Source organism: Brevibacterium yomogidense (genome assembly GCF_016107685.1).
Classification (GTDB): Bacteria; Actinomycetota; Actinomycetes; order Actinomycetales; family Brevibacteriaceae; genus Brevibacterium; species Brevibacterium yomogidense.
Window position 1 is genome coordinate 511900 of the sequence record NZ_JABASY010000002.1, and the last position, 21641, is coordinate 533540.

Below are 21641 nucleotides of genomic sequence, written 5' to 3' on the forward strand. Positions count from 1 at the left end.
CATGGACGAGATGGAAGACCTGGGAGACGATGCGTTCCTCACACGGTCGGAGCTGCGGGAGCGCAGGCGTCGACGGATGATGCGCAGGCGCCGCACGACGACGATCGTCGTCGGGGCCCTTCTCGTGCTGGGGATCGGCGGCATCGCCGCGGTCAGTGTGACGACGGGCGCAGTCCAGGAGATCCTCGGGAGGTCCGACGACTACGAGGGCGACGGCAAGGACCCCGTCCTCGTGGAGGTCCTGCCGGGCACCTCCACGACACAGATCGCGAACCAGCTGGTCGACGAGGACGTCATCAAGTCGTCGCGGCCCTTCATCAAGGAGATCGAACAGCGGGAGGCGTCGCTGCAGGCGCGGACGTACTCCATGCGGACGCAGATGAGTGCCGAGGCCGCGGCGGAGGCGATGGTGAATCCGGAGACGGCGCCGCAGGTGGTCATCCCCGAAGGGCTGGCGCTGCAGGCGATCCAGGCCCGGATGATCGAGGCGGGGATGGCGGACGACGACGTGCTCACCGCGATCGAGGACCGCACGCCGTCCGATTACGGGCTGGACGTCGACGCGCCGAACCTCGAGGGCTATCTGTTCCCCGCGACGTACGACGTGCGGCCCGGTGCCACCGCCGAATCCGTGGTCCAGGAGATGGTCGATCGGACGAAGCGCGAACTCGACGACGCGGGCGTGCCCCTGGACGAGGCGCACGAGGTGCTCACCCTCGCGAGCCTCGTGGAGATCGAATCGCCCGCGGATCCTGAGGTGAGGCGCAAGGTCGCCCGTGTGTTCCTCAACCGCACGGGAGACGACTCGGAGACGAACGGCCTGCTCCAGTCCGACGCGACGGTCGCCTACATCCACGGCGCTCGCAGCGACCTGACGACGACGGCGGAGGAACGTGCGGACGACAATCCGTACAACACCTACAAGCACCCCGGCTTCCCTCCGGGACCGGTGAATTCGCCGGGGCGCAGTGCGGTCGACGCTGCGCTCGACCCCGCGGACGGCGACTGGCAGTTCTTCGTCGCCGTCGACCCGGACACCGGGGAGACCCGTTTCGCAGACACGTACGAGGAGCACCTGGAGAACGTCGAGGAGTATCGGGAGTGGCTGCGCGACCGCAGTGCAGGCGACGACGACCCGGGCGGCGGCACGGGCGGTGGTCAGGATGGCTGAGTTCGGCGTCCTCGGGTCGCCCATCGCGCATTCCCTCTCCCCGCTGCTCCACACTGCGGCGGCGTCCGCGATCGGCCTCACGGATTTCCGGTACGCCAGGTGCGAGGTCGTGGAGGACGGCCTCGCCTCGTTCCTGGACGCGCATCCCGGCCCTGGGGGTCTCTCGCTCACGATGCCGCTCAAGCACCGTCTCATCGCACTGGCACGCGAGCGCGGGTGGCGGATCGATGCGGATGCGGAGGCGACCGGGGCCGGCAACACACTGCTGCGCGGACCGGACGGCCACGCCGAGGTCCTCAACACGGACGTCGTGGGGATCACGGCCGCTGTCGACGAAGCGCTCGACCGCGCCCGTCTCGCAGCGGCACCGTGGGGTGGGGACGCGGACGTCCTGGGTGCCGGCGCGACTGCCGCGTCAGCCGTCACCGCGGCCGCCCGGCTGGGTGTCACGCGCGTACGTCTCTTCGTCCGCAACCGCACGCGGGCGGGGTCCGCGCGTGCCGTTGCGGAGTCCCTGGGCCTCGAAGCGATCGTCTGCGACCTGCCCGACTGGGTGCCGGGGGAGCGCGGCCTCACACTGTCGACACTGCCGGCGGGAGCGCTCGACCCGGCGGTCCTGCCGCTGAGGAACCGTGTCGACACCCTCGTGCTCGACGCCGCGTATGCGCCGGAATCCGCTCCGTTCCAGCGAAGCCTCACGGAACGGGGTGCGCTCGTGATCGACGGCAGTCGGATGCTCCTGCACCAGGCGGTCGCCCAGCACGTCCGATTCGCCGAGGTCGCGGGGCTGTCCGCACGCGACGCGGCGGCTGCCGCTCCCACCATCCTCGCCGCGATGGACACCGCACTCCGGGACCGCTGATGGTCCTCCTTGTCGTCGCCGCGCTGACGGCGGCTGCGGTGGGCTGTGTGTTCGTGCGCCTGCTGCCGGTCCTCATCGCGGACGACGCGGGAATGCGCCTGCTCCGGCCCTCGCCACGGCGGTGGAGTCCGGAGCCCGTGCTCGTCTGCTGCGGCATCGTTCTCGCCGTCGCAGCGCCTGTGGCGTTCGCGGCTCTTCGCTCCGGCGGAGGGCTCACGATGGCAGCGCTGCCGTCCGCCGTGGCGCCCACCGGCATCGGCGGCGTGGTCGCCGTGGTCTGCACGGGTCTGGGGATCGGCGCTGCCGCAGGATCGAGCCCGGTGCTCGCATGGATCGACGTGCGGATCCATCGTCTCCCCGACCGGATCGTCCTGCCGCTCCTGGGGCTGACGGCGGCGTGCTGGACGGTCGCCGCGCTGAGCGGCGGCACCGCTCTCATCGGCTCCGGTCATGGTCTCCCCGACCAGGGCCTCGTCGGTCACGGTCCGGGCCTCGCCCTGGTGATCGGCGCGGTGTGCGGTGGGCTCGTCCTCGTCGTGTCGGTGATCGGCGGGCGGGGCCGGGGACTGGCGATCGGCCTCGGAGACGTGAAGCTCGCCATCCTCGTCGGCGCGCTCACGGGTCTCGCCGGCACGGGGGCCGTCCTCACCGCCTTCGTCGTCGCCCAGCTGTCCGCATGCGTCGAGGCGGCGTGGCAGGTGCTCGTCGCGAGGCGTGGGCTCGCGACGCGGCTGGCCTACGGCCCGCACCTGCTCCTCGGCATGTGGACCGGGCCGCTCGTGCACGCGGCTCTTCGGTAGACTCCCAAGAATGTTGCGTTGGCTTACTGCAGGCGAGTCCCACGGCGAGGAACTCGTCGGAATCATCGAGGGCATACCCGCCCATGTCCCGATCACGCGCGAGGACGTGTCCTCGGCTCTTGCCCGGCGTCGGCTGGGCTACGGCCGCGGCGCCCGCATGAAGTTCGAAGCGGACGAGATCCGCTTCCTCGGGGGAGTCCGGCACGGTCTCACCATGGGCGGACCCGTCGCGATCGAGATCGGGAACACCGAATGGCCGAAGTGGGAGCGCGTGATGAGCGCGGACCCGGTCGATCCCGAAGAGCTCGAGGGGATGGCGCGGGCGGCGAAGCTCACACGTCCCCGTCCGGGTCACGCGGATTTCGTCGGCATGCAGAAGTACGGGTTCGACGAGTCCCGGCCCGTGCTGGAGCGGGCATCGGCCCGCGAGACCGCGACCCGTGTCGCGCTGGGCACGGTCGCACAGGCGCTGCTGGCCGAACTCGGGATCCGGCTCGTCTCCCACACCGTGGCGATCGGTCCGATCGAGGGGGAGCGGGACGCTGCGATCCCGTCGTTCGCGGACCTCGAGGCGCTGGATGCCGATCCCATGCGGTGCTTCGACCCGGAGCTCTCCGCGCGGATGGTCGCGGAGGTCGACGACGCCCGCCGCTCCGGCGACACCCTGGGCGGGGTCGTCGAGGTGATCGCGGAGGGGCTGCCCCCCGGGCTCGGCTCGTACGTGCACGGTGACCGCAAGCTCGACTCTCGTCTCGCCGGGGCACTCATGGGGATCCAGGCCATCAAGGGAGTCGAGGTGGGCGACGGCTTCGAGACGACTCGCCGGCGCGGGTCGGCAGCACACGACGAGATGGTCCCCGGTGAGGGTGGCATCCGCCGCCTGTCCGACCGGTCCGGTGGGATCGAGGGCGGCATGTCGACGGGCGGCCCGCTGCGCGTGCGCGCGGGCATGAAGCCGATCGCCACCGTGCCGCGGGCTCTGCGGACCGTCGACGTCGCCACGGGTGACGCCGCGACGGCCCATCACCAGCGCTCGGACGTGTGCGCGGTCCCCGCGGCGGGTGTCGTGGCCGAGGCGATGGTCGCGCTCGTGCTCGCCCAGGCGGTGCTCGAGAAGTTCGGCGGCGATTCCGTCGCAGAGGTCGATCGGAACATCCGCACCTACCGCGATGCGCTGCCGCTGAGCGCGGAATGAGGTGCGGTCAGTGACACCGGGAGAGGAGCATCCGCTCCCTCGGCCCGTTCCTCCGCTGGACCCCGCGCCCGCCTCCGGCGCGCGCATCGTGCTCGTCGGTCCGCCGGCGGCGGGGAAGTCGACGATCGGTCGGCTGCTCGCCGTGCGGCTGGGCCTGCCGCTGTTCGACACGGACGCCCAGATCGTCGCCGCACACGGACCGATCCCGACGATCTTCGCGGATCGGGGCGAGCCCCGCTTCCGCGAGATCGAGCGGGAGGTCGTCCGGCGGACGCTCAGGCGCCTCCTCGACGAACCGGCCGTCGTGTCGCTGGGCGGTGGAGCGATCCTCAACAGCGGGACCCGCGCACAGCTGCGACACCCGGCGCTCAAGGTCGTGGGCATCGAGATCGACGAGGAGACGGCCCTCCTGCGACTGGGCGGGTCGACGCGCCCCCTGCTCGCCGGGGACGACGACCCGGTCACCCGGTGGAAGGCACTCGTGGAGGAGAGACGGCCCCTGTACGACGCGGTGGCCACCGCGCAGGTCACCGCGTCCCACGGGCCTCCGTCGACGGTCGTGAATCGGATCGTCGATGTGCTCACGGGGCTGCAGAGGGCGGAGGAGTACGCCCGCTACCAGGACATGCCTCCACGCGAGGACACGGACGAACGCCCGCACGAGGGCGACAGGAGAGCTGACGCATGACGGAACGCACCACACTCGAGATCACCGGCGACACACCGACGACCGTCGTCTTCGGCACCGGGCTGCTGGGAGAGTTGCCCGCACTGCTGGGAGGGCGGACACGACGCGTGCTCGTCATCCACCCCCGGGCGCTGCGGAGCACCGGTGAGGTCGTGAGGGAGGAGCTCGCAGAGGCCGGTTACGAAGCGGTGAGCGCGGAGATCCCCGACGCGGAGGAGGCGAAGCACCTCCAGGTCGCAGGGTTCTGCTGGCAGATCCTCGGTCAGGCGGACTTCACGCGGACGGACGCCATCGTGAACGTGGGCGGCGGTTCCGTGACGGACCTGGGCGGTTTCGTCGCTGCCACCTGGCTGCGGGGGATCCGCTACATCAACATCCCCACGACCGTGCTCGGCATGATCGACGCGGCTGTCGGCGGCAAGACGGCCATCAACACGGCCGAGGGCAAGAACCTCGTGGGCGCCTTCCACTCGCCGTCTGCCGTGCTCGTCGACACCGACACGCTCGCGACCCTGCCCGACAACGAACTGTTCACAGGGCTCGCGGAGGCGGTGAAGTGCGGCTTCATCGCAGACCCGGTGATCCTCGACCTCCTCGAGGAGCATCCGCGCGAGGAGGTCGCCCGCCATGACTCCGCGGTGCTGCGCGAGGTGATCGAGCGCTCCGTCCGCGTGAAGGCGGACATCGTGTCCCAGGACTTCCGCGAGGCCGGTGGCCGCGAGGTCCTCAACTTCGGGCACACTCTCGCGCACGCGATCGAACGCAACGAGCGGTACCAGTGGCGTCACGGAGCCGCGGTGTCGGTGGGCATGGTGTTCGCAGCGGAGCTGTCCACCATGCTCCGCAGCCTCGATCCGGCTGTCGTCGACCGACTCCGTGCGATCCTGCAGAAGCTGGGGCTGCCGGTCGGCTACCGCGGCGACCGCTGGCCGCAGCTGCTGGAGACGATGCGCAGGGACAAGAAGGCCCGCGGCACGATCCTCCGCTTCGTGCTGCTGGACGACATGGGCGCCCCCGTCGTCACAGAGGTCCCTGACGACGGGATCCTCTTCGCCGCGTACCAGGAGATCGGGGAGCAGTCGCCCACGACCCGGCTGGGCCCCATCTCGCTCTAGTCGGCGCACACGGACCGCCCCGGGACCGCGCGGGCCGCGGCCCTTGCTAGACTCGGTCCGCGCACGCGCGTCGCAAAGCATCCAACAGAAGGACACGATCTGTGGCAACGACCAACGACCTGAAGAACGGCATGGTGCTGAACCTCGAGGGACAGCTCTGGCAGGTTCAGGAATTCCTCCACGTGAAGCCCGGCAAGGGACCCGCGTTCGTGCGCTCGAAGCTCAAGAACGTGCTGAGCGGGAAGATCATCGACAAGACCTTCAACGCGGGCACGAAGGTGGAGACGGCGAACGTCGACCGTCGTGAGATGCAGTACCTGTACCACGACGGCGAGGACTTCGTCTTCATGGACTCGACCGACTACGAGCAGGTCGCACTGTCCGCCGCGCTGGTGGGCGACGCATCGGACTACCTGCTGGAGAACCAGCAGGCGCAGGTCGCCTTCCACGAGGGCACCCCGCTGTACGTCGAGATGCCGCCCGCGGTGGAACTCACCATCACCCACACGGATCCGGGGCTGCAGGGCGACCGCTCGTCCGGCGGCACGAAGCCCGCGACCGTTGAGACGGGGCTCGAGATCCAGGTGCCCCTGTTCCTCGACGAGGGTGTGAAGGTCCGCGTCGACACCCGCACCGGCGACTACCTGGGCCGCGTCAAGGAGTGAGCGCACGCACCCGCGCTCGTCGCAGAGCGCTCGAACTGCTCTTCGAATCGGAGGCGCGCGGGATCGGCATCGACGAGCTGGTGCCCCTGCGGTCCTCGGACCCCGACTATCCGATGAAGGCGTACGCCGTGGAGATCGTCGAGGGTGTGACGGCTCATCGTGAGGAGATCGACGATCTGGTCCGCACGTACGCTCGCGGATGGGCCCTGGACCGCATGCCCGCCGTGGACCGGGCGATCCTGCGGATCGCCTCGTGGGAGATCCTCCACAACGACGACATCGACGCCCCGGTGGCGATCAGTGAGGCCCAGTCTCTCGCGCAGGACTTCTCCACCGACGACTCGCCCGGCTACGTGTCGGGCGTCCTCTCCCGGATCGCGGGGCTCGAGGTCTGAGGGGTCGAACGCGCCGGCCCACACGGGACTAGACTGAGTCCTCACAGGATCCTTTAACGCCGTCCGGAGAGACGGGGAAGGAACACACATGAAGCAGCGCACTGTGCTCGATGGTGCAGAGATCCATCGCGCACTCACACGCATCGCGCACGAAGTGCTCGAGGCTAACAAGGGCCCCGAAGGGCTGGTGCTCCTGGGCATCCCGACCAGAGGCGTGCCGCTCGCGGCACGCCTCGCCGAAGCGGTCGCCCGCATCGAACCGGCGACCGACGCCGGTGCACTCGCCGGTGCCCTCGACATCACGATGCACCGCGACGACCTGCGGTCCGGTCGCCTGCGGTCAGCGGCACCCACGCACATCCCCGGCGGCACGATCGACGCCCGGACCGTCGTCCTCGTCGACGACGTGCTCTTCTCCGGCAGATCCGTCCGCGCCGCGCTCGACGCGGTGTCCGCGATCGGCCGTCCGCACGCCGTCCGTCTCGCAGTGCTCGTGGACCGCGGCCACCGGAGGCTCCCGATCCGCGCGGACCACGTGGGGAAGAACATCCCGAGCGCGCTCGACGAGCGCGTGGGTGTCCGCGTGCAGGAGATCGACGGGGAGGACTCCGTGACGATCACGGCGGCAGGGGGAGACGGACGATGAAGCACCTGCTGTCGACGTCGGAACTCACACGCGCGGAGGCGATCGACCTCCTCGACACTGCGGAGCAGATGAGCCTGGTCTCCACACGCGAGGTGAAGAAGCTCCCCGTGCTCCGGGGCCTCACGGTCGTCAACCTCTTCTTCGAGGACTCGACCCGCACGCGGATCTCCTTCGAGGCCGCGGCCAAGCGACTGTCCGCTGATGTCATCACCTTCTCCGCGAAGGGATCGTCCGTGTCGAAGGGCGAGAGCCTGCAGGACACGGCGCAGACGCTGTCCGCCATGGGTGCGGACGGCGTCGTGATCCGGCACAGCGGGTCCGGGGCACCGCACCGGCTCGCGCACTCCGGATGGATCGACGCCCCCGTCGTGAATGCCGGTGACGGGACGCACGAGCACCCCACCCAGGCCCTGCTCGACGCGTTCACGCTCCGGCGGGTCCACGCCGGACTGCCCGCCTCCGCACCCGCTGACGGCGCCGTGGGACGTGGACTGGACGGCGCGGTCGTCGGCATCGTCGGTGACATCCTCCACTCGCGGGTCGCACGCTCCAACGTGCATCTCCTCACGACGCTGGGTGCGCGGGTCGTCCTCGTCGCCCCTCCGACGCTGTTGCCGATCGGGGTGGAGTCGTGGCCGTGCGACGTCGTCTACGATCTCGACGCTGCGATCCGGGACCATCCGTTCGACGCACTCATGATGCTGCGCGTCCAGCAGGAGCGGATGCACGAGGCGTTCTTCCCGACGGCACGCGAATACGCGCGGCGGTGGGGGCTCAGCGACGCCCGTGCGCGTGCGCTGCCCGGCGACTGCGCGATCATGCACCCGGGCCCCATGAACCGCGGCTTCGAGATCGGGGCGGAGGCGGCGGACTCACCGCGCGCCGTCGTCCTCGACCAGGTCGCCAACGGTGTGAGCGTGCGCATGGCTGTGCTCTACCGCCTCCTCACCGGACAGTCGACCGCAGCGAGCGGTCGGGAAGGACAGTCGTGACCACCACCCTCATCCGCGCCGCCACCCTGCCGGACGGCAGTCGTGCCGACCTCGGCATCGCCGGGGGCCTCCTCGTGGACCCGCAGGACCTCGGGACACCGACGACCGTCGTCGATGCCGACGGCCTGCTCGCGCTGCCGGGCCTCGTCGACATGCACACGCACCTGCGGGAGCCCGGGCGGGAGGACGCAGAGACGATCCTCACCGGGTCGCGCGCCGCAGCGGCCGGCGGATACACCGCCGTCCACGCGATGGCGAACACCTCGCCGGTGGCCGACACCGCAGGGGTCGTCGAACAGGTGCACCGGCTGGGTCGTGCCGCCGGGTACACGCAGGTCGAGCCCGTCGGCGCGGTCACGGTGGGGCTCGCGGGGGAGACACTCGCGGAACTCGGGGCGATGGCCGATTCCGAAGCACGTGTGCGGATGTTCTCCGACGACGGCCACTGCGTCTGGGACCCGCTCGTCATGCGTCGGGCGCTCGAATACGTCAAGGCGTTCGACGGGATCATCGCGCAGCACGCGCAGGATCCCCGCCTCACGGAGGGCGCCCAGATGAACGAGGGGGTCGTGAGCGCGGAACTGGGTCTGCCGGGGTGGCCCGCGGTGGCGGAGGAGGCGATCATCGCCCGTGACGTGCTGCTCGCGGAGCACGTCGGCTCCCGTCTGCACGTCTGCCACGTCTCCACCGCCGGCAGCGTGGAGCTCATCCGCTGGGCGAAGTCCCGCGGCATCCGCGTGACGGCGGAGGTCACGCCGCACCACCTCGTGCTCACCGACGAGGAGGTGCGCAGCTTCGATCCCGTGTACAAGGTGAATCCGCCGCTGCGCACCCAGGAAGACGTGCACGCACTGCGGGGGGCGCTGGCGGACGGCACCATCGACGTCGTCGGCACGGACCACGCACCCCACCCCTCGGAGCACAAATGCGTGGAGTGGACCGCCGCCGCGATGGGCATGGTCGGGATGGAGACGGCGCTGGCGGTCGTGTCCCACGCGATGCGCGACCTCGACTTCTCCACTGCGGACCTGGCTCGCGTCATGAGCACGCGGCCCGCGGAGATCGTCGGCCTCGCCCATCACGGGACCCTTGCGATCGGCACGGGTGCGAACCTCGTCCTCGTCGACCCGGAGGCACCGCACACGGTCGAACCGGACACCCACGAGACGATGGGCCGCAACAACCCGTTCCGGGGTCGGACGCTCGGTGCGCGGGTGACGGACACGTTCCTGTACGGGACGCGCGTCTTCGCGGACGGAGAGCTGGGCACCCCGCTGGCGTTCGGGGAAGCGGGGCCATGGAACGACTGATACCCGCGCTCGTCCTCCTGCTCGTCACGCTCCTCGTCTTCTGGCTCATGCTGCGCGGGTGGAGGAGCAGGGCCGGGTCCCAGTCCGGCCTGCCGACACCCGCCCGCCCCGTCGTGGGCAGCCCCGTGCTCCACGGCCCCATCGAGGGCATGTACGTCGCGACGACGAGTGCGGGGGACCCCTACGACCGCATCGCGGTCCACGGCCTGGGGCTCCGCACCGCGGCAGACGTCGTGCTCACGGACGCTGGCGTCGTCATCGACCGCGCCGGCACCGGCGACTTCCTCATCCCGTGGGGCGACGTCCACGACGTGCGCACCTCCCAGGGCATGATCGGGAAGTTCGTCGAACCGGACGGGCTCATCGTCATCCGCTGGACGCTGGGCGACACACCGCTCGAATCCGGCTTCCGCACGCGCGCCGCGGACGCCCGCACACCACTCATCACTTCCATCCGTCGCCAGATCGAGGAGGACTGACATGTCCCTGCTCTCACCGACCCCCGCGGTCCTCGTGCTCGAGGACGGCCGCGCCTTCCGCGGGCGCGCCTACGGGTCGACCGGCCGCACCGTGGGCGAAGCCGTCTTCACGACCGGCATGACCGGCTACCAGGAGACGCTCACCGACCCGTCGTTCCACGGTCAGATCGTCGTCCAGACCGCACCGCACATCGGCAACACCGGTGTGAACGACGAGGACGACGAGTCAGGCGGCTACTGGGTCAGCGGCTACGTCGTCCGCGACCCCTCGCGCCGCGTGTCGAACTGGCGGGCGACGGAGGGCCTCGAGGAGAGGCTCATCCGCCACGGCATCGTCGGCATCAGCGGCATCGACACCCGTGCCCTCACCCGTCACCTGCGGGACCGGGGAGCGATGCGCGCGGGGATCTTCTCCGGCGACGACGCCGCACTGGGCACGGACGCGCAGATCGAGGCGGTGCGCTCCGCCCGGCCGATGGCGGGCGCCCGCCTCGTCGACGAGGTGACGACGGGCCAGCCGTACACCGTCGAGGCGGTGGGCGAGAAGCGGTTCACGGTCGTCGCCTACGACCTCGGGATCAAATCGGCGACGCCGGAGCAGCTCGCGGCGCGGGGGATCGAGGTGCGGGTCGTGCCGGCCGGGACACCGTTCGCCGAAGTCTCCGCCCTGAAACCGGACGGCGTCTTCTTCTCGAACGGGCCGGGGGATCCCGCCGCGGCCGACCACGAGGTCGAGGTGATCCGTCGCGTCCTGCGTGCCGGCATCCCGTTCTTCGGGATCTGCTTCGGAAACCAGCTGCTGGGCCGCGCCCTGGGCTTCGGCACCTACAAGCTGACCTTCGGCCACCGCGGCGCGAACCAGCCGGTCCTCGACGTCGCATCCGGCGCGGTGGAGATCACGAGCCAGAACCACGGCTTCGCGGTCGAAGCGCCGATCGGCGACCCGGTCACGGCACCGCAGGAGGAGTTCGGGCGTGTCGAAGTGAGCCACATCGGGCTCAACGACCGCGTTGTCGAAGGACTGCGCTGCCTCGACGTCCCCGCCTTCTCCGTCCAGTTCCACCCCGAATCCGCCGCCGGTCCCCATGATTCGCGAGGTCTCTTCGACCGCTTCGCGGACATGATGGCCGACCGCCCGGCGTCCACACGCGCCTGAGACGCACAAGGAGAACCGAACAAGTGCCCATCAGAGACGACCTCCACTCCGTCCTCGTCATCGGCTCAGGCCCCATCGTCATCGGCCAGGCCTGTGAATTCGACTACTCCGGGACGCAGGCGTGCCGCGTCCTGCGCAGCGAGGGACTCCGCGTCATCCTCGTGAACTCCAATCCCGCGACGATCATGACTGACCCCGAGATGGCGGACGCGACCTACGTCGAGCCGATCGATCCGGACGTCATCGAATCGATCATCGCGAAGGAGCGCCCCGACGCGCTGCTGCCCACACTGGGCGGACAGACGGCGCTCAACGCCGCGATCGCGCTCCACGAATCGGGGGTGCTCGAGAAGTACGACGTCGAGCTCATCGGTGCCGACGTCGACGCGATCCAGCGGGGTGAGGACCGCCAGAAGTTCAAGGAGGTCGTCGAATCCGTCGGAGGCGAATCGGCGCGCTCCGTCATCTGCCACTCGATGGACGACGTGCTCACCGGTGCTGCGGAGCTCGGCTATCCGCTGGTCGTCCGCCCGTCATTCACCATGGGCGGGCTGGGCTCCGGCCTCGCGTACGACGAAGCGGACCTGCGACGCATCGCCGGTGACGGGCTGCACGACTCGATCACGAACGAGGTGCTGCTCGAGGAGAGCATCCTCGGGTGGAAGGAGTACGAGCTCGAACTCATGCGCGACCACGCGGACAATGTGGTCGTCATCTGCTCGATCGAGAACGTCGACCCCGTCGGCGTCCACACCGGCGATTCCATCACGGTCGCCCCGTCGCTCACCCTCACGGACCGCGAGTACCAGAGGATGCGCGACATCGGCATCGCCGTCATCCGCGAAGTGGGCGTCGACACGGGCGGCTGCAACATCCAGTACGCGGTGGACCCGAAGACGGGCCGGATCATCGTCATCGAGATGAACCCGCGCGTGTCGCGGTCGTCGGCGCTGGCATCGAAGGCGACCGGATTCCCGATCGCGAAGATCGCCGCGAAACTCGCGATCGGCTACTCGCTCGATGAGATCCCCAACGACATCACCGAAGTGACCCCTGCGTCGTTCGAACCCGCACTCGACTACGTCGCCGTGAAGATCCCGCGGTTCGCGTTCGAGAAGTTCCCGGCCGCGGATCCCACACTCACCACGACGATGAAGAGCGTCGGCGAGGTCATGGCACTGGGCCGCAACTTCGGGTCCGCGCTGCTCAAGGCGATGCGCTCGCTCGAGCAGTCTGCGTCGGAGTTCGACTTCTCCACACGAGTGGACCTCACCGATCCGACCGTGCGGGCGGACGTGACCGCGAAGCTCGCCCATCCGACAGCGGACCGGATCCACACGGTCCGCCTGGCACTGGCCTCCGGCATGCCGATCGACGACGTCTTCGCCGCGAGCTGGATCGACCCGTGGTACCTCGATCAGATCCTGCAGCTGCAGGAGGTCGCCGACGCCGTCGCCGGCGCGGATGCGCTCAGCCGGGGCCTCCTCGTGCTCGCGAAGGAGACGGGCCTGTCCGACCATCAGATCGCGCAGCTGCGCTCGATGGACGAGCAGGTCCTGCGCGGTGTCCGCCACGCGCTGGGCGTCCGTCCCGTCTACAAGACGGTCGACACGTGCGCGGGTGAGTTCGCGGCGCGCACCCCGTACCACTACTCGACCTATGAGGACGAGTCCGAGGTGCTGCCTCGTGAGCGCGAGGCAGTCATCATCCTGGGTTCCGGCCCCAACCGGATCGGGCAGGGGATCGAGTTCGACTACTCGTGCGTCCACGCGACGATGGCGCTGAGTGACGCAGGCTACGAGACGGTCATGGTGAACTGCAATCCGGAGACGGTGTCGACGGACTACGACACTGCGGACCGCCTCTACTTCGAGCCGCTCACGTTCGAGGACGTCATGGAGGTCTACGCGGCGGAATCCGCGGCCGGTCCGGTCGCGGGAGTCGTCTGCACGCTGGGCGGGCAGACCCCGCTGGGACTCGCAGCGGACCTCAAGGCCGCCGGGGTGACCGTGCTCGGCACGCAGCCGGAGGCGATCGACCTCGCGGAGGACCGCGGTGAGTTCGGACAGGTACTCGCGACCGCCGGTCTGCAGGCACCGCACCACGGCACGGCGACGACCTTCGACGAGGCCGTCGTCATCGCGGAACGCATCGGCTACCCGGTGCTCGTCCGGCCGTCCTACGTGCTGGGCGGCCGCGGCATGCAGATCGTGTACGACGCACATCAGCTCATGGGCTACATGGAATCCGCGACGGAGGTGTCGACCGACCGCCCCGTGCTCGTCGACCGCTTCCTCGAGGACGCGATCGAGATCGACGTCGACGCCCTGTACGACGGCGAGGAGGTCTTCGTCGGCGGCATCATGGAGCACATCGAGGAGGCCGGCATCCACTCCGGCGACTCCGCCTGTGTGCTGCCGCCGCTCACGCTGGGCGAGGCGGTCCTCGAACGGGTGCGTGAGGGGACCGCGGCGATCGCCGAGGGGACCGGTGTCCGCGGCCTGCTGAACATCCAGTTCGCGCTCGCGGCGGACGTCCTCTACGTCATCGAGGCGAACCCGCGCGCCTCGCGGACCGTGCCGTTCGTGTCGAAGGGCACGGGCACGCAGCTCGCGAAGGCCGCCGCACTGCTGGCTGTGGGGCGGACGATCGCCGGCCTGCGCGGGAGCGTGCTCCCCGATTCCGGGGACGGGTCCCGGCTGTCCCTGGACCACCCGATCGCGGTGAAGGAGGCCGTGCTGCCCTTCCGCAGGTTCCGGACGGTCGACGGGAAGTCCGTCGACTCGATCCTCGGGCCGGAGATGCGTTCGACCGGCGAGGTCATGGGCATCGACCGGGACTTCCCGCGGGCGTTCGCGAAGGCGATGCTCGGGGCGTCGACCTCGCTTCCCACCTCCGGCACCGTGTTCGTGTCCGTGGCGGACAGGGACAAGCGCGCCCTCGTCCTGCCCGTCAAGCTGCTCACGGACATGGGCTTCACGATCGTGGCCACGGCCGGGACCGCGGCGGTCCTGTCGCGCTACGGCATCGCGGCGCAGACCATCGCGAAGCACTTCGAGGCGAGCGAGGGCGAGAAGTCCGTGCTCGACCGCATCGTCGAGCGCGGCTTCGATCTCGTCGTCAACGTGCCCGGCGGCAGGCAGGAGCGTGCGGACGGGTACGAGATCCGCGCTGCCGCGACCGTGTCCAACGTCCCGCTGCTCACGACCGTCGACGCACTGTCGGCCGCCGTGTCCGCGATCGAATCGCTCCAGACCGAATCGATGGATGTGCGCGCCCTGCAGGAGTGGGCGTGACGACCGCCCCGCAGCGGCTCGGCGCAGCCCTCGCCGCGAGCCCGCTCTGTGTGGGCGTCGACCCCCATCCGGGGGAGCTCGCGGCATGGGGGCTGCCCGACACGGCGGACGGGGCGCGCACGTTCGGCCTGCGCATCCTCGAGGCGACCGCGGCCGGCGGGGCCCGCGTCGTCAAGCCGCAGGTCGCACTGTTCGAGCGGTTCGGGTCCGCGGGCTTCGCTGTGCTCGAGGAGATCCTGTCGGCTGCGGCCGACGCGGAGCTCTTCACGATCGCGGACGCCAAGCGCGGCGACATCGGGTCGACGATGGCCGGCTACGCCTCCGCGTGGGTGCGGAGGGGCTCGCCCCTGCGTGCGGATGCCGTGACGGTGTCGCCGTACCTGGGCTTCGAATCGCTCCGGCCCGTGCTCGACCTCCTCGAAGCGGAGGACGCGATGGTGTTCGCCCTCGCTCTCACGTCGAATCCCTCCGGCCCGGACGTCCAGCACGCCCGGAGGCCGGGCGGCGAGTCCGTGGGAGGGGCGATCATGAGGCTGTCCGCCGAAGAGGACGCGACACGCCCGGGACGCGTGGGCGTCGTCATCGGTGCGACCATTGGAACCGCAGCGGACGACCTGGGGATCGACGTCCCGGCGTTCCCCGGACCGGTCCTCACCCCCGGGTTCGGGGCGCAGGGTGCGGACGCGTCGGCCCTGCGGGCGCTGTTCGGACCGATCGCCCGCAATCGCCGACTGGTGGTGAACGCGTCGAGGGGAGTCAGCGCCGCAGGGCCCTCCCGCAAGGCTCTCACCGGGAGAGTCTCAGAACTCACAGGTGAACTCGTGCGGGGCCTCGGCGTAGACTGACCCGAAGAGAGCTTCCGCGCGGAAGCTCACCGGACCCGGGACGAGGAGACACTGCCGTGGCACTTCCGCAGCTGACCCCGCAGGAAAGGGAAGCCGCTCTCGACAAGGCGTTCGCCGCCAGACAGGCGCGCGCTGAAGTCAAGGCGGCACTCAAGAACGGTGACACGACGCTCGCCGCGGTCCTGGAGAGGGCCGCAGACGACGAATCGCTGTGCAAGATGAAGGTCCATGACCTCCTCCGCTCGCTGCCCGGCGTGGGCGAACGACGTGCGACCGCCCTCATGGAGGAGTTCGGCATCGCCGCATCGCGGAGGATCAAGGGACTGGGCATCCACCAGAAGTCGGCTCTGCTCGACCGATTCGCCGGATGAGCCGACTCACCGTACTCGCAGGGCCCACAGCTGTCGGCAAGGGCACCGTGAGCGCCCACATCCGTGAGGCGCACCCGGAGGTCTGGTTCTCCGTGTCCGCCACTACGCGGCCTCCCCGCCCGGGCGAGATCGACGGCGTCCACTACCGGTTCCTCGACGACGAGCAGTTCGACCGCATGATCACGGGTGGGGAGCTGCTCGAGCACGCAGTCGTCCACGGCCGCAATCGCTACGGCACGCCGCGCCGTCCCGTGGAGGAGCAGATCGCCGGCGGCGGGTCACCGCTGCTGGAGATCGATCTGCAGGGCGCGCGCCAGGTGCGGGAGGCGATGCCGGACGCACTCTTCGTGTTCCTCGCGCCGCCCAGCTGGGACGAGCTCGTGAACCGGCTCATCGGTCGGGGGACGGAATCGACGGAGGAGCAGGAACGCCGACTGGCGACCGCGCGGACCGAACTCGCCGCAGAACCGGAGTTCGACGTCACCATCGTCAACCACGATGTGCGCAGCGCTGCGGAGGAACTAGTAGACTTGATGGGTATCTCCCGGTCCGGCTAGGGCCGGGCACCCGAACACGCACGCCCGGCACCGCCGTGCGCGCACCCGAAACACGAGGGAGAGCCTGTGGCACACACACCCGAGGGAATCACGTTCCCACCGATCGACGATCTGCTCGCCGTGACGGACTCGAAGTACGAGCTGGTCATCCAGGGATCCCGCCGGGCACGCCAGATCAACGCGTACTACGCGCAGCTGCAGGAGGGTCTGCTCGAGAACGTCGGACCGCTCGTGACGCCGGATGCGAACGAGAAGCCGCTGTCGATCGCACTCCGCGAGATCCACGAGGGCAAGCTCATCATGCGCGAGCCCACGGAAGCGGACTTCGCACCGGTCGCGGACCTGGACTACACCCACGACTTCTCGTACGACGAGGCTTTCGGCGGTGACGCCTTCGGCGGCCAGAGCGCCATCACCGCCACCACCGACAGCAGCGCGCCGGACACCGCCACGGAATGAGGATCGTCCTCGGCGTCACCGGGGGGATCGCGGCGTACAAGGCCGCGCACGTCCTCCGGGGTCTCCGTGAACGCGGCCATGCCGTCCGCGTGGTGCCCACGGAGGCCGCCCTGCGCTTCGTCGGAGCGGCGACATGGGAGGCCCTCAGCGGCGAGCCCGTGACGACGAGCGTGTTCGAAGGCGTCGAGCGCGTCGAGCACGTGCGCATCGGACACGAAGCAGATCTCGTCGTCGTCGCACCGGCGACCGCCGACCTCCTGGCCCGTGCGCGCATGGGACTGGCCGACGACCTCCTCACCGCGACCCTCCTCACCGCCACCTGCCCGGTGGTCGCCGCCCCCGCGATGCACACGGAGATGTGGTTCAACCCCGCAACCGTCGATAACGTCGCGGTGCTGCGGACCCGCGGCTGGACCGTCATCGAACCGGCCTCCGGACGGCTCACCGGTGCCGACACCGGACCCGGTCGACTGCCGGAGCCCGACGACATCATCCGTGAGGCGCTCGCAGCGACCGGCCGATCCGCGTCGCCGGCTGAGCGCACCTCCGACAGCACACCCGCAGGAAGCAGCTCCAGGACCGGCGTGAGCGCGGAAGACCGGACCGGAGCCCACGGCGAGGGCGAGCCCGGGCCGCTGCACGGCGTCGAGGTCGTCGTGAGCGCCGGGGGCACCCGCGAACCGCTGGACCCCGTCCGGTTCCTCGGCAACCGCTCGTCGGGGAAGCAGGGGGCCGCCCTCGCCGCCGCGGCGGCGCACGCGGGCGCTCGCACGACCCTGGTCGCCGCGAACGTCGATTCCGGGGTGCTGGCGGAACTGCCCGGAACCGTCGCCGTGGACGAGGTGTCGACGACGGCGGAGCTCGAAGCAGCCTGCACCTCTCACGCGTCGACCGCCGACGTCCTCATCATGGCGGCCGCGGTCGCGGACTACCGTCCCGCGGAGACGGCGACCCACAAGATGAAGAAGTCCGGCGACGACCTCACGATCGCGCTCGTCGAGAACCCGGACATCCTCCGCGGACTCGTCGAGGCCCGCGACGCCGGCCGCTCGCGCACCGGCCAGATCCTCGTGGGCTTCGCCGCGGAGACCGGTTCCCCCGACAAGCCCGCTGACGTGCTGGCCCAGGAGAAGCTGCTCCGCAAGGGCTGCGATCTCCTCGTCTTCAACGACGTGTCGGGTGACCGCGCGTTCGGAACCGACGACAACTCCGTGATCGTCTACCGGCCTGGGCCCGGCGGTGCGGAGGAGGTCGCACGCAGCGACGGCTCGAAGGCCGACGTGTCGAATGATGTCATCGCCGCAGTGGCGGCCGAACGCAGTCGATAGGATTCCCCCGTGACTTCTCCTTATCTCCGCCACTTCACGTCCGAATCGGTGACCGAGGGCCATCCCGACAAGATCTGCGATCAGATCAGCGACGCGGTCCTCGACGAACTGCTGCGTCAGGACCCGGCCTCGAAGGTGGCGGTGGAGACGCTCGTGACGACGGGGCTCGTCCACGTCGCCGGTGAGGTGAAGTCCTCGGCCTATGCGGACGTCGCCACGATCGTGCGGGACATCATCACGGGGATCGGCTACGACTCGTCCGACAAGGGCTTCGACGGCCACAGCTGCGGTGTGTCCGTGTCGATCGGCGCGCAGTCCTCGGACATCAGCGCGGGCGTCGAGACATCGTACGAACGGCGGTCGGGCACGTCGGACGACTCGGACCACAGCACGTCGATCGGCGCGGGCGACCAGGGGCTCATGTTCGGGTACGCGGACGATTCGACGGACGTCCTCATGCCGCTGCCGATCCACCTCGCCCACCGGCTGTCGGAGCGGCTGTCCCAGGTGCGGAAGCAGGGCCACCTGCCGCATCTGCGCCCGGACGGCAAGACGCAGGTGACGATCGGCTATGACGGGGACCGTGCGGTCACCCTCGAAGCGGTCGTCGTCTCCACGCAGCACGCCCGCGAGTACACGCAGGAGAAGCTGAGCGCAGACCTGCACGAGGCGGTCATCGAACCGGTGCTCGCGGACTTCGCCCTGGACACGTCCGGGACGGAGTACTTCATCAACCCGGCGGGCGCCTTCGTCATCGGCGGGCCGATGGGGGACGCGGGGCTCACCGGGCGCAAGATCATCGTGGACACGTACGGCGGCTTCGCCCGCCACGGCGGCGGCGCCTTCTCCGGCAAGGACCCGTCGAAGGTCGACCGGTCCGCAGCGTACGCGATGCGCTGGGTCGCGAAGAACGTGGTGGCGTCGGGACTGGCGAGGCGGGCGGAGGTGCAGGTCGCCTATGCGATCGGCCGCAGCGAGCCGGTCGGCCTGTATGTCGAGACGTTCGGCACGGAGCAGGCTGACCCGCAGCGGATCGCCGCGGCGATCCGTGAGGTCTTCCCGCTGCGGCCCGCGGAGATCATCCGCGAGCTCGAACTCATTCGACCCATCTACTCGCAGACCTCCGCCTACGGGCACTTCGGACGGACCGGTGACGCATTCACGTGGGAGCGGACCGACAAGGCGGAGGCGCTCGCGGCCCTCGTCGGCTGATGGGCTCCCAGCCGTCCCTGCTGGGTGACGACGACGGGGGTCTGCGCCTGCGGGGCGGACTCGCACCCGCGCCGGCACTCCCGGTGGCCCGGGTCCTCCTCGAGACCGCGGTCCCTCACCTGGCGCGCACCTTCGACTACGGGGTGACCCAGCAGCAGGACGCCGAGGCCGTGGTCGGTGTGCGCGTGCGCGTGCGCTTCTCCGGTCGTCTCGTCTCCGGGTTCCTGCTCGAGCGCGTGGACGGCACGGACGTCGTCGGTCCGCTCGCTCCGCTCGAACGGGTCGTCTCGGCACTGCCGGTGGCGGACGAGGGGGTGATGGAGCTCGTGCACGCGGTGGCGGAGCGCTGGGCGGGCACTCTGCCGGACGTGCTGAGGCTCGCGGTGCCGCCGCGCCACGCCGCGGGTGAGCGCAGTGCACTGGCCGCGCTCGAGCGTGCGCAGGAAGAACCTCCCCCGGAGCCGGACCCGCAGGAGTTCCCCGCACCGGACGACGCCCCCCTGGCACTCGCCGCGTATGTCGAAGCGCTCACGGACTGGCTGACGGAGGATTCCACAGACTCCAAAGGCTCCGCAGACGCACCTCCACAGGGTCCTCGTGCGGCCGCAGCGCTCACGCCCGGCGGCGAACCCGGCACGGGATGGATCACGGCCGGGCTGCACGCGGCGGCGGTCGTCATCGCGGCGGGTCGCTCCGTGCTCTGGGTGGTGCCGGATCACCGGGAGCTGGACGCGCTCTCCGCACGACTGGGCCCGCTCGCCTCACAGACGGTGCGCCTGTCCGCGGATCAGGGTCCGCAGGCCCGCTGGTCCGCGTGGGTGCGGGCGCACGTGGGCGGGGCGCGCCTCGTCATCGGGACGCGGGCCGCGGCGTTCGCGCCGCTGTCCGACCTGGGGCTGGTGCTCCTCGTCGAGGACGGCAGCGACCACTACGCGGAGCAGAGGGCGCCGTACCCGCACGCGCGCGAGGTCTGCCTCCTGCGGGTGCGGCAGACCGGGGCCGCGCTGCTCATGCTCGACCACACGCGCACCGTCGAGGCGCAGCGGCTCGTGGAGACCGGCTGGATCGGCTCGATCGACAGGGGGCGCGACGAGCGTCGGCGCACCGCCCCGCTCGTGCTCCTGCCCCACGGGGATGGCGCTCCGGAGCGGATGCCGCCGGAGGCGTTCGACATCCTGCGGGGCGCCCTGGGCCGCACCCGGCGGGAGACCGCCCACGGCCCGGTGCTCGTCCAGGTGCCCCGCTCCGGGTATCTCCCCGTCGTCGCGTGCGCCCGCTGCGGCGATCTGCTGGACTGCCCGCGCTGCGGCCGCCGGCTCTCCGCTGCGGCCGCGACCGGCCCGTTCGCGTGCGCGGGCTGCGGTCTGCGGGAGGAGACCTGTGCGTGTGCCCGCTGCGGAGGCACCCGCGTGCGCGCGGTGGTCCGCGGGCTCGAGCGGACTGTCGAGGAGCTCACGCGCGCTTTCTCCGAGGTGCCCGTCATCCGGTCCGGAGGCGAGGAGATCGTGAACGCGGTGGGCGACGAGCAGGCGATCGTCGTCGCGACGACGGGGGCGGAACCCTACGCGGCCGGGGGCTACGCAGCGGCACTGCTGCTCGATTCACTGTGGCCCGGGCCCGGGCTGGACGGCGTGGGCCGTGCGATCGCCCGGCGGCTGCGGGCCCTCGCCCTCGTCCGTTCCTCCGGTGACGGGGGCCGTGCGCTCGTCCTGGACTCCACCGACGTCGTCGTCCGCGTCCTCCAGACGTTCGACCCGGTCCGCTACGCGCACGGGGAGCTCGCCGACCGTCAGGCGACGGGCCTTCCCCCCGTCTCCCGCACCGTGAAGCTGACCGGCGACCGCCGTGAGGTCCTCGCGGTCCTCGAACGGCTCACCCGGGACGTGGGCGATGACGTCCTGCGGCCGCTGCTGACGACGGACGACGAGGACGCGCACTCCCGCCTCCTGGCGTTCCCGCTCGCCTCCTCGTCGCGGGTGTCCCTCGCGCTCAGGGCGATCGCGGTGCACAGGTCCGCCACGGGGAGTCCGGTCGTCCGCCACGTGCTCGATCCGGTGGGTGCGCTCTGACCCGTCGCGCCCGGAACTCCCGTCTCACCC

At 70.5% G+C, this 21641-nt stretch carries 21 protein-coding genes; all 21 read left to right on the plus strand.

The annotated features are described in order from the left end of the window. Position 1 precedes the first annotated feature (1 nt). The 21 genes from mltG (at position 2) to JFC09_RS06745 (ending at position 21611) form a co-directional block, all read left to right on the plus strand. On the plus strand, positions 2-1171 hold the full coding sequence (mltG, locus tag JFC09_RS06645; protein ID WP_198393197.1) for an endolytic transglycosylase MltG: 1170 nt from the start codon (positions 2-4) through the stop codon (positions 1169-1171). Next, a complete protein-coding gene (locus tag JFC09_RS06650) occupies positions 1164-2033 on the plus strand; it encodes a shikimate dehydrogenase family protein (RefSeq protein WP_198393198.1) in 870 nt (289 codons plus the stop codon). Before mltG ends, JFC09_RS06650 begins: the two co-directional genes overlap by 8 nt. Continuing rightward, a complete protein-coding gene (locus JFC09_RS06655; protein ID WP_198393199.1) occupies positions 2033-2833 on the plus strand; it encodes an A24 family peptidase in 801 nt (266 codons plus the stop codon). The genes JFC09_RS06650 and JFC09_RS06655 overlap by 1 nt, the downstream gene beginning before the upstream one ends. Positions 2834-2843: 10 nt before the next feature. Continuing rightward, positions 2844-4028 carry a chorismate synthase gene (gene aroC, locus JFC09_RS06660; RefSeq protein WP_198393200.1) on the plus strand — a complete coding sequence of 395 codons (1185 nt, stop codon included), beginning with the start codon at positions 2844-2846 and terminating at the stop codon, positions 4026-4028. A gap of 10 nt (positions 4029-4038) precedes the next feature. Further along, complete coding sequence (locus tag JFC09_RS06665) at positions 4039-4716, plus strand: shikimate kinase (RefSeq protein WP_332839681.1); 678 nt, start codon at positions 4039-4041, stop codon at positions 4714-4716. Continuing rightward, positions 4713-5831 (plus strand): 3-dehydroquinate synthase, encoded by a 1119-nt coding sequence (gene aroB / locus JFC09_RS06670; protein ID WP_198393202.1) that lies wholly within the window; start codon positions 4713-4715, stop codon positions 5829-5831. The genes JFC09_RS06665 and aroB overlap by 4 nt, the downstream gene beginning before the upstream one ends. 101 nt (positions 5832-5932) lie before the next feature. Continuing rightward, positions 5933-6496, plus strand: coding sequence for an elongation factor P (efp, locus tag JFC09_RS06675; protein WP_198393203.1), 564 nt, complete (start codon positions 5933-5935; stop codon positions 6494-6496). After that, positions 6493-6891 carry a transcription antitermination factor NusB gene (nusB, locus tag JFC09_RS06680; protein ID WP_198393204.1) on the plus strand — a complete coding sequence of 133 codons (399 nt, stop codon included), beginning with the start codon at positions 6493-6495 and terminating at the stop codon, positions 6889-6891. Before efp ends, nusB begins: the two co-directional genes overlap by 4 nt. An 88-nt stretch (positions 6892-6979) precedes the next feature. Then, positions 6980-7537, plus strand: a complete 558-nt coding sequence (gene pyrR / locus JFC09_RS06685) for a bifunctional pyr operon transcriptional regulator/uracil phosphoribosyltransferase PyrR (RefSeq protein ID WP_198393205.1) — start codon at positions 6980-6982, stop codon at positions 7535-7537. Continuing rightward, positions 7534-8529: an aspartate carbamoyltransferase catalytic subunit gene (locus JFC09_RS06690; protein ID WP_198393206.1), complete on the plus strand. Its 996-nt coding sequence runs from the start codon at positions 7534-7536 to the stop codon at positions 8527-8529. Before pyrR ends, JFC09_RS06690 begins: the two co-directional genes overlap by 4 nt. After that, positions 8526-9839, plus strand: coding sequence for a dihydroorotase (locus JFC09_RS06695; RefSeq protein ID WP_198393207.1), 1314 nt, complete (start codon positions 8526-8528; stop codon positions 9837-9839). Before JFC09_RS06690 ends, JFC09_RS06695 begins: the two co-directional genes overlap by 4 nt. Then, on the plus strand, positions 9827-10318 hold the full coding sequence (locus tag JFC09_RS06700) for a PH-like domain-containing protein (RefSeq protein ID WP_198393208.1): 492 nt from the start codon (positions 9827-9829) through the stop codon (positions 10316-10318). Before JFC09_RS06695 ends, JFC09_RS06700 begins: the two co-directional genes overlap by 13 nt. 1 nt (position 10319) lies before the next feature. Continuing rightward, entirely contained in the window at positions 10320-11474 is a 1155-nt protein-coding gene (gene carA, locus JFC09_RS06705) for a glutamine-hydrolyzing carbamoyl-phosphate synthase small subunit (RefSeq protein ID WP_198393209.1), read from the plus strand. Positions 11475-11497: 23 nt separating this feature from the next. Next, positions 11498-14770 (plus strand): carbamoyl-phosphate synthase large subunit, encoded by a 3273-nt coding sequence (carB, locus tag JFC09_RS06710; RefSeq protein ID WP_198393210.1) that lies wholly within the window; start codon positions 11498-11500, stop codon positions 14768-14770. Then, positions 14767-15615 (plus strand): orotidine-5'-phosphate decarboxylase, encoded by an 849-nt coding sequence (gene pyrF / locus JFC09_RS06715; protein ID WP_198393211.1) that lies wholly within the window; start codon positions 14767-14769, stop codon positions 15613-15615. The genes carB and pyrF overlap by 4 nt, the downstream gene beginning before the upstream one ends. Positions 15616-15671: 56 nt before the next feature. Then, positions 15672-15986, plus strand: a complete 315-nt coding sequence (gene mihF, locus JFC09_RS06720; protein ID WP_198393212.1) for an integration host factor, actinobacterial type — start codon at positions 15672-15674, stop codon at positions 15984-15986. Next, the gene (gmk, locus tag JFC09_RS06725; protein WP_198393213.1) at positions 15983-16543 is read left to right on the plus strand and encodes a guanylate kinase; all 561 of its coding nucleotides are present in this window, start codon (positions 15983-15985) and stop codon (positions 16541-16543) included. Before mihF ends, gmk begins: the two co-directional genes overlap by 4 nt. Positions 16544-16609: 66 nt before the next feature. Beyond that, on the plus strand, positions 16610-17002 hold the full coding sequence (gene rpoZ / locus JFC09_RS06730) for a DNA-directed RNA polymerase subunit omega (RefSeq protein WP_198393214.1): 393 nt from the start codon (positions 16610-16612) through the stop codon (positions 17000-17002). Continuing rightward, positions 16999-18330: a bifunctional phosphopantothenoylcysteine decarboxylase/phosphopantothenate synthase gene (locus tag JFC09_RS06735; RefSeq protein ID WP_198393215.1), complete on the plus strand. Its 1332-nt coding sequence runs from the start codon at positions 16999-17001 to the stop codon at positions 18328-18330. The genes rpoZ and JFC09_RS06735 overlap by 4 nt, the downstream gene beginning before the upstream one ends. Positions 18331-18339: 9 nt before the next feature. Further along, positions 18340-19542, plus strand: coding sequence for a methionine adenosyltransferase (gene metK, locus JFC09_RS06740; RefSeq protein WP_198393216.1), 1203 nt, complete (start codon positions 18340-18342; stop codon positions 19540-19542). Next, on the plus strand, positions 19542-21611 hold the full coding sequence (locus JFC09_RS06745; protein ID WP_198393217.1) for a primosomal protein N' family DNA-binding protein: 2070 nt from the start codon (positions 19542-19544) through the stop codon (positions 21609-21611). The genes metK and JFC09_RS06745 overlap by 1 nt, the downstream gene beginning before the upstream one ends. Positions 21612-21641: the final 30 nt, after the last annotated feature.

What these genes read in the sequence shown, in the direction of transcription:
- carA (WP_198393209.1), top strand. Translation starts at nt 10,320, where the DNA reads ATGTCCCTGCTCTCACCGACCCCCGCGGTCCTCGTGCTCGAGGACGGC.
- mltG (WP_198393197.1), top strand. Translation starts at nt 2, where the DNA reads ATGGACGAGATGGAAGACCTGGGAGACGATGCGTTCCTCACACGGTCG.
- JFC09_RS06745 (WP_198393217.1), top strand. Translation starts at nt 19,542, where the DNA reads ATGGGCTCCCAGCCGTCCCTGCTGGGTGACGACGACGGGGGTCTGCGC.
- pyrR (WP_198393205.1), top strand. Translation starts at nt 6,980, where the DNA reads ATGAAGCAGCGCACTGTGCTCGATGGTGCAGAGATCCATCGCGCACTC.
- JFC09_RS06700 (WP_198393208.1), top strand. Translation starts at nt 9,827, where the DNA reads ATGGAACGACTGATACCCGCGCTCGTCCTCCTGCTCGTCACGCTCCTC.
- aroB (WP_198393202.1), top strand. Translation starts at nt 4,713, where the DNA reads ATGACGGAACGCACCACACTCGAGATCACCGGCGACACACCGACGACC.
- JFC09_RS06735 (WP_198393215.1), top strand. Translation starts at nt 16,999, where the DNA reads ATGAGGATCGTCCTCGGCGTCACCGGGGGGATCGCGGCGTACAAGGCC.
- aroC (WP_198393200.1), top strand. Translation starts at nt 2,844, where the DNA reads ATGTTGCGTTGGCTTACTGCAGGCGAGTCCCACGGCGAGGAACTCGTC.
- JFC09_RS06690 (WP_198393206.1), top strand. Translation starts at nt 7,534, where the DNA reads ATGAAGCACCTGCTGTCGACGTCGGAACTCACACGCGCGGAGGCGATC.
- JFC09_RS06650 (WP_198393198.1), top strand. Translation starts at nt 1,164, where the DNA reads ATGGCTGAGTTCGGCGTCCTCGGGTCGCCCATCGCGCATTCCCTCTCC.
- JFC09_RS06655 (WP_198393199.1), top strand. Translation starts at nt 2,033, where the DNA reads ATGGTCCTCCTTGTCGTCGCCGCGCTGACGGCGGCTGCGGTGGGCTGT.
- gmk (WP_198393213.1), top strand. Translation starts at nt 15,983, where the DNA reads ATGAGCCGACTCACCGTACTCGCAGGGCCCACAGCTGTCGGCAAGGGC.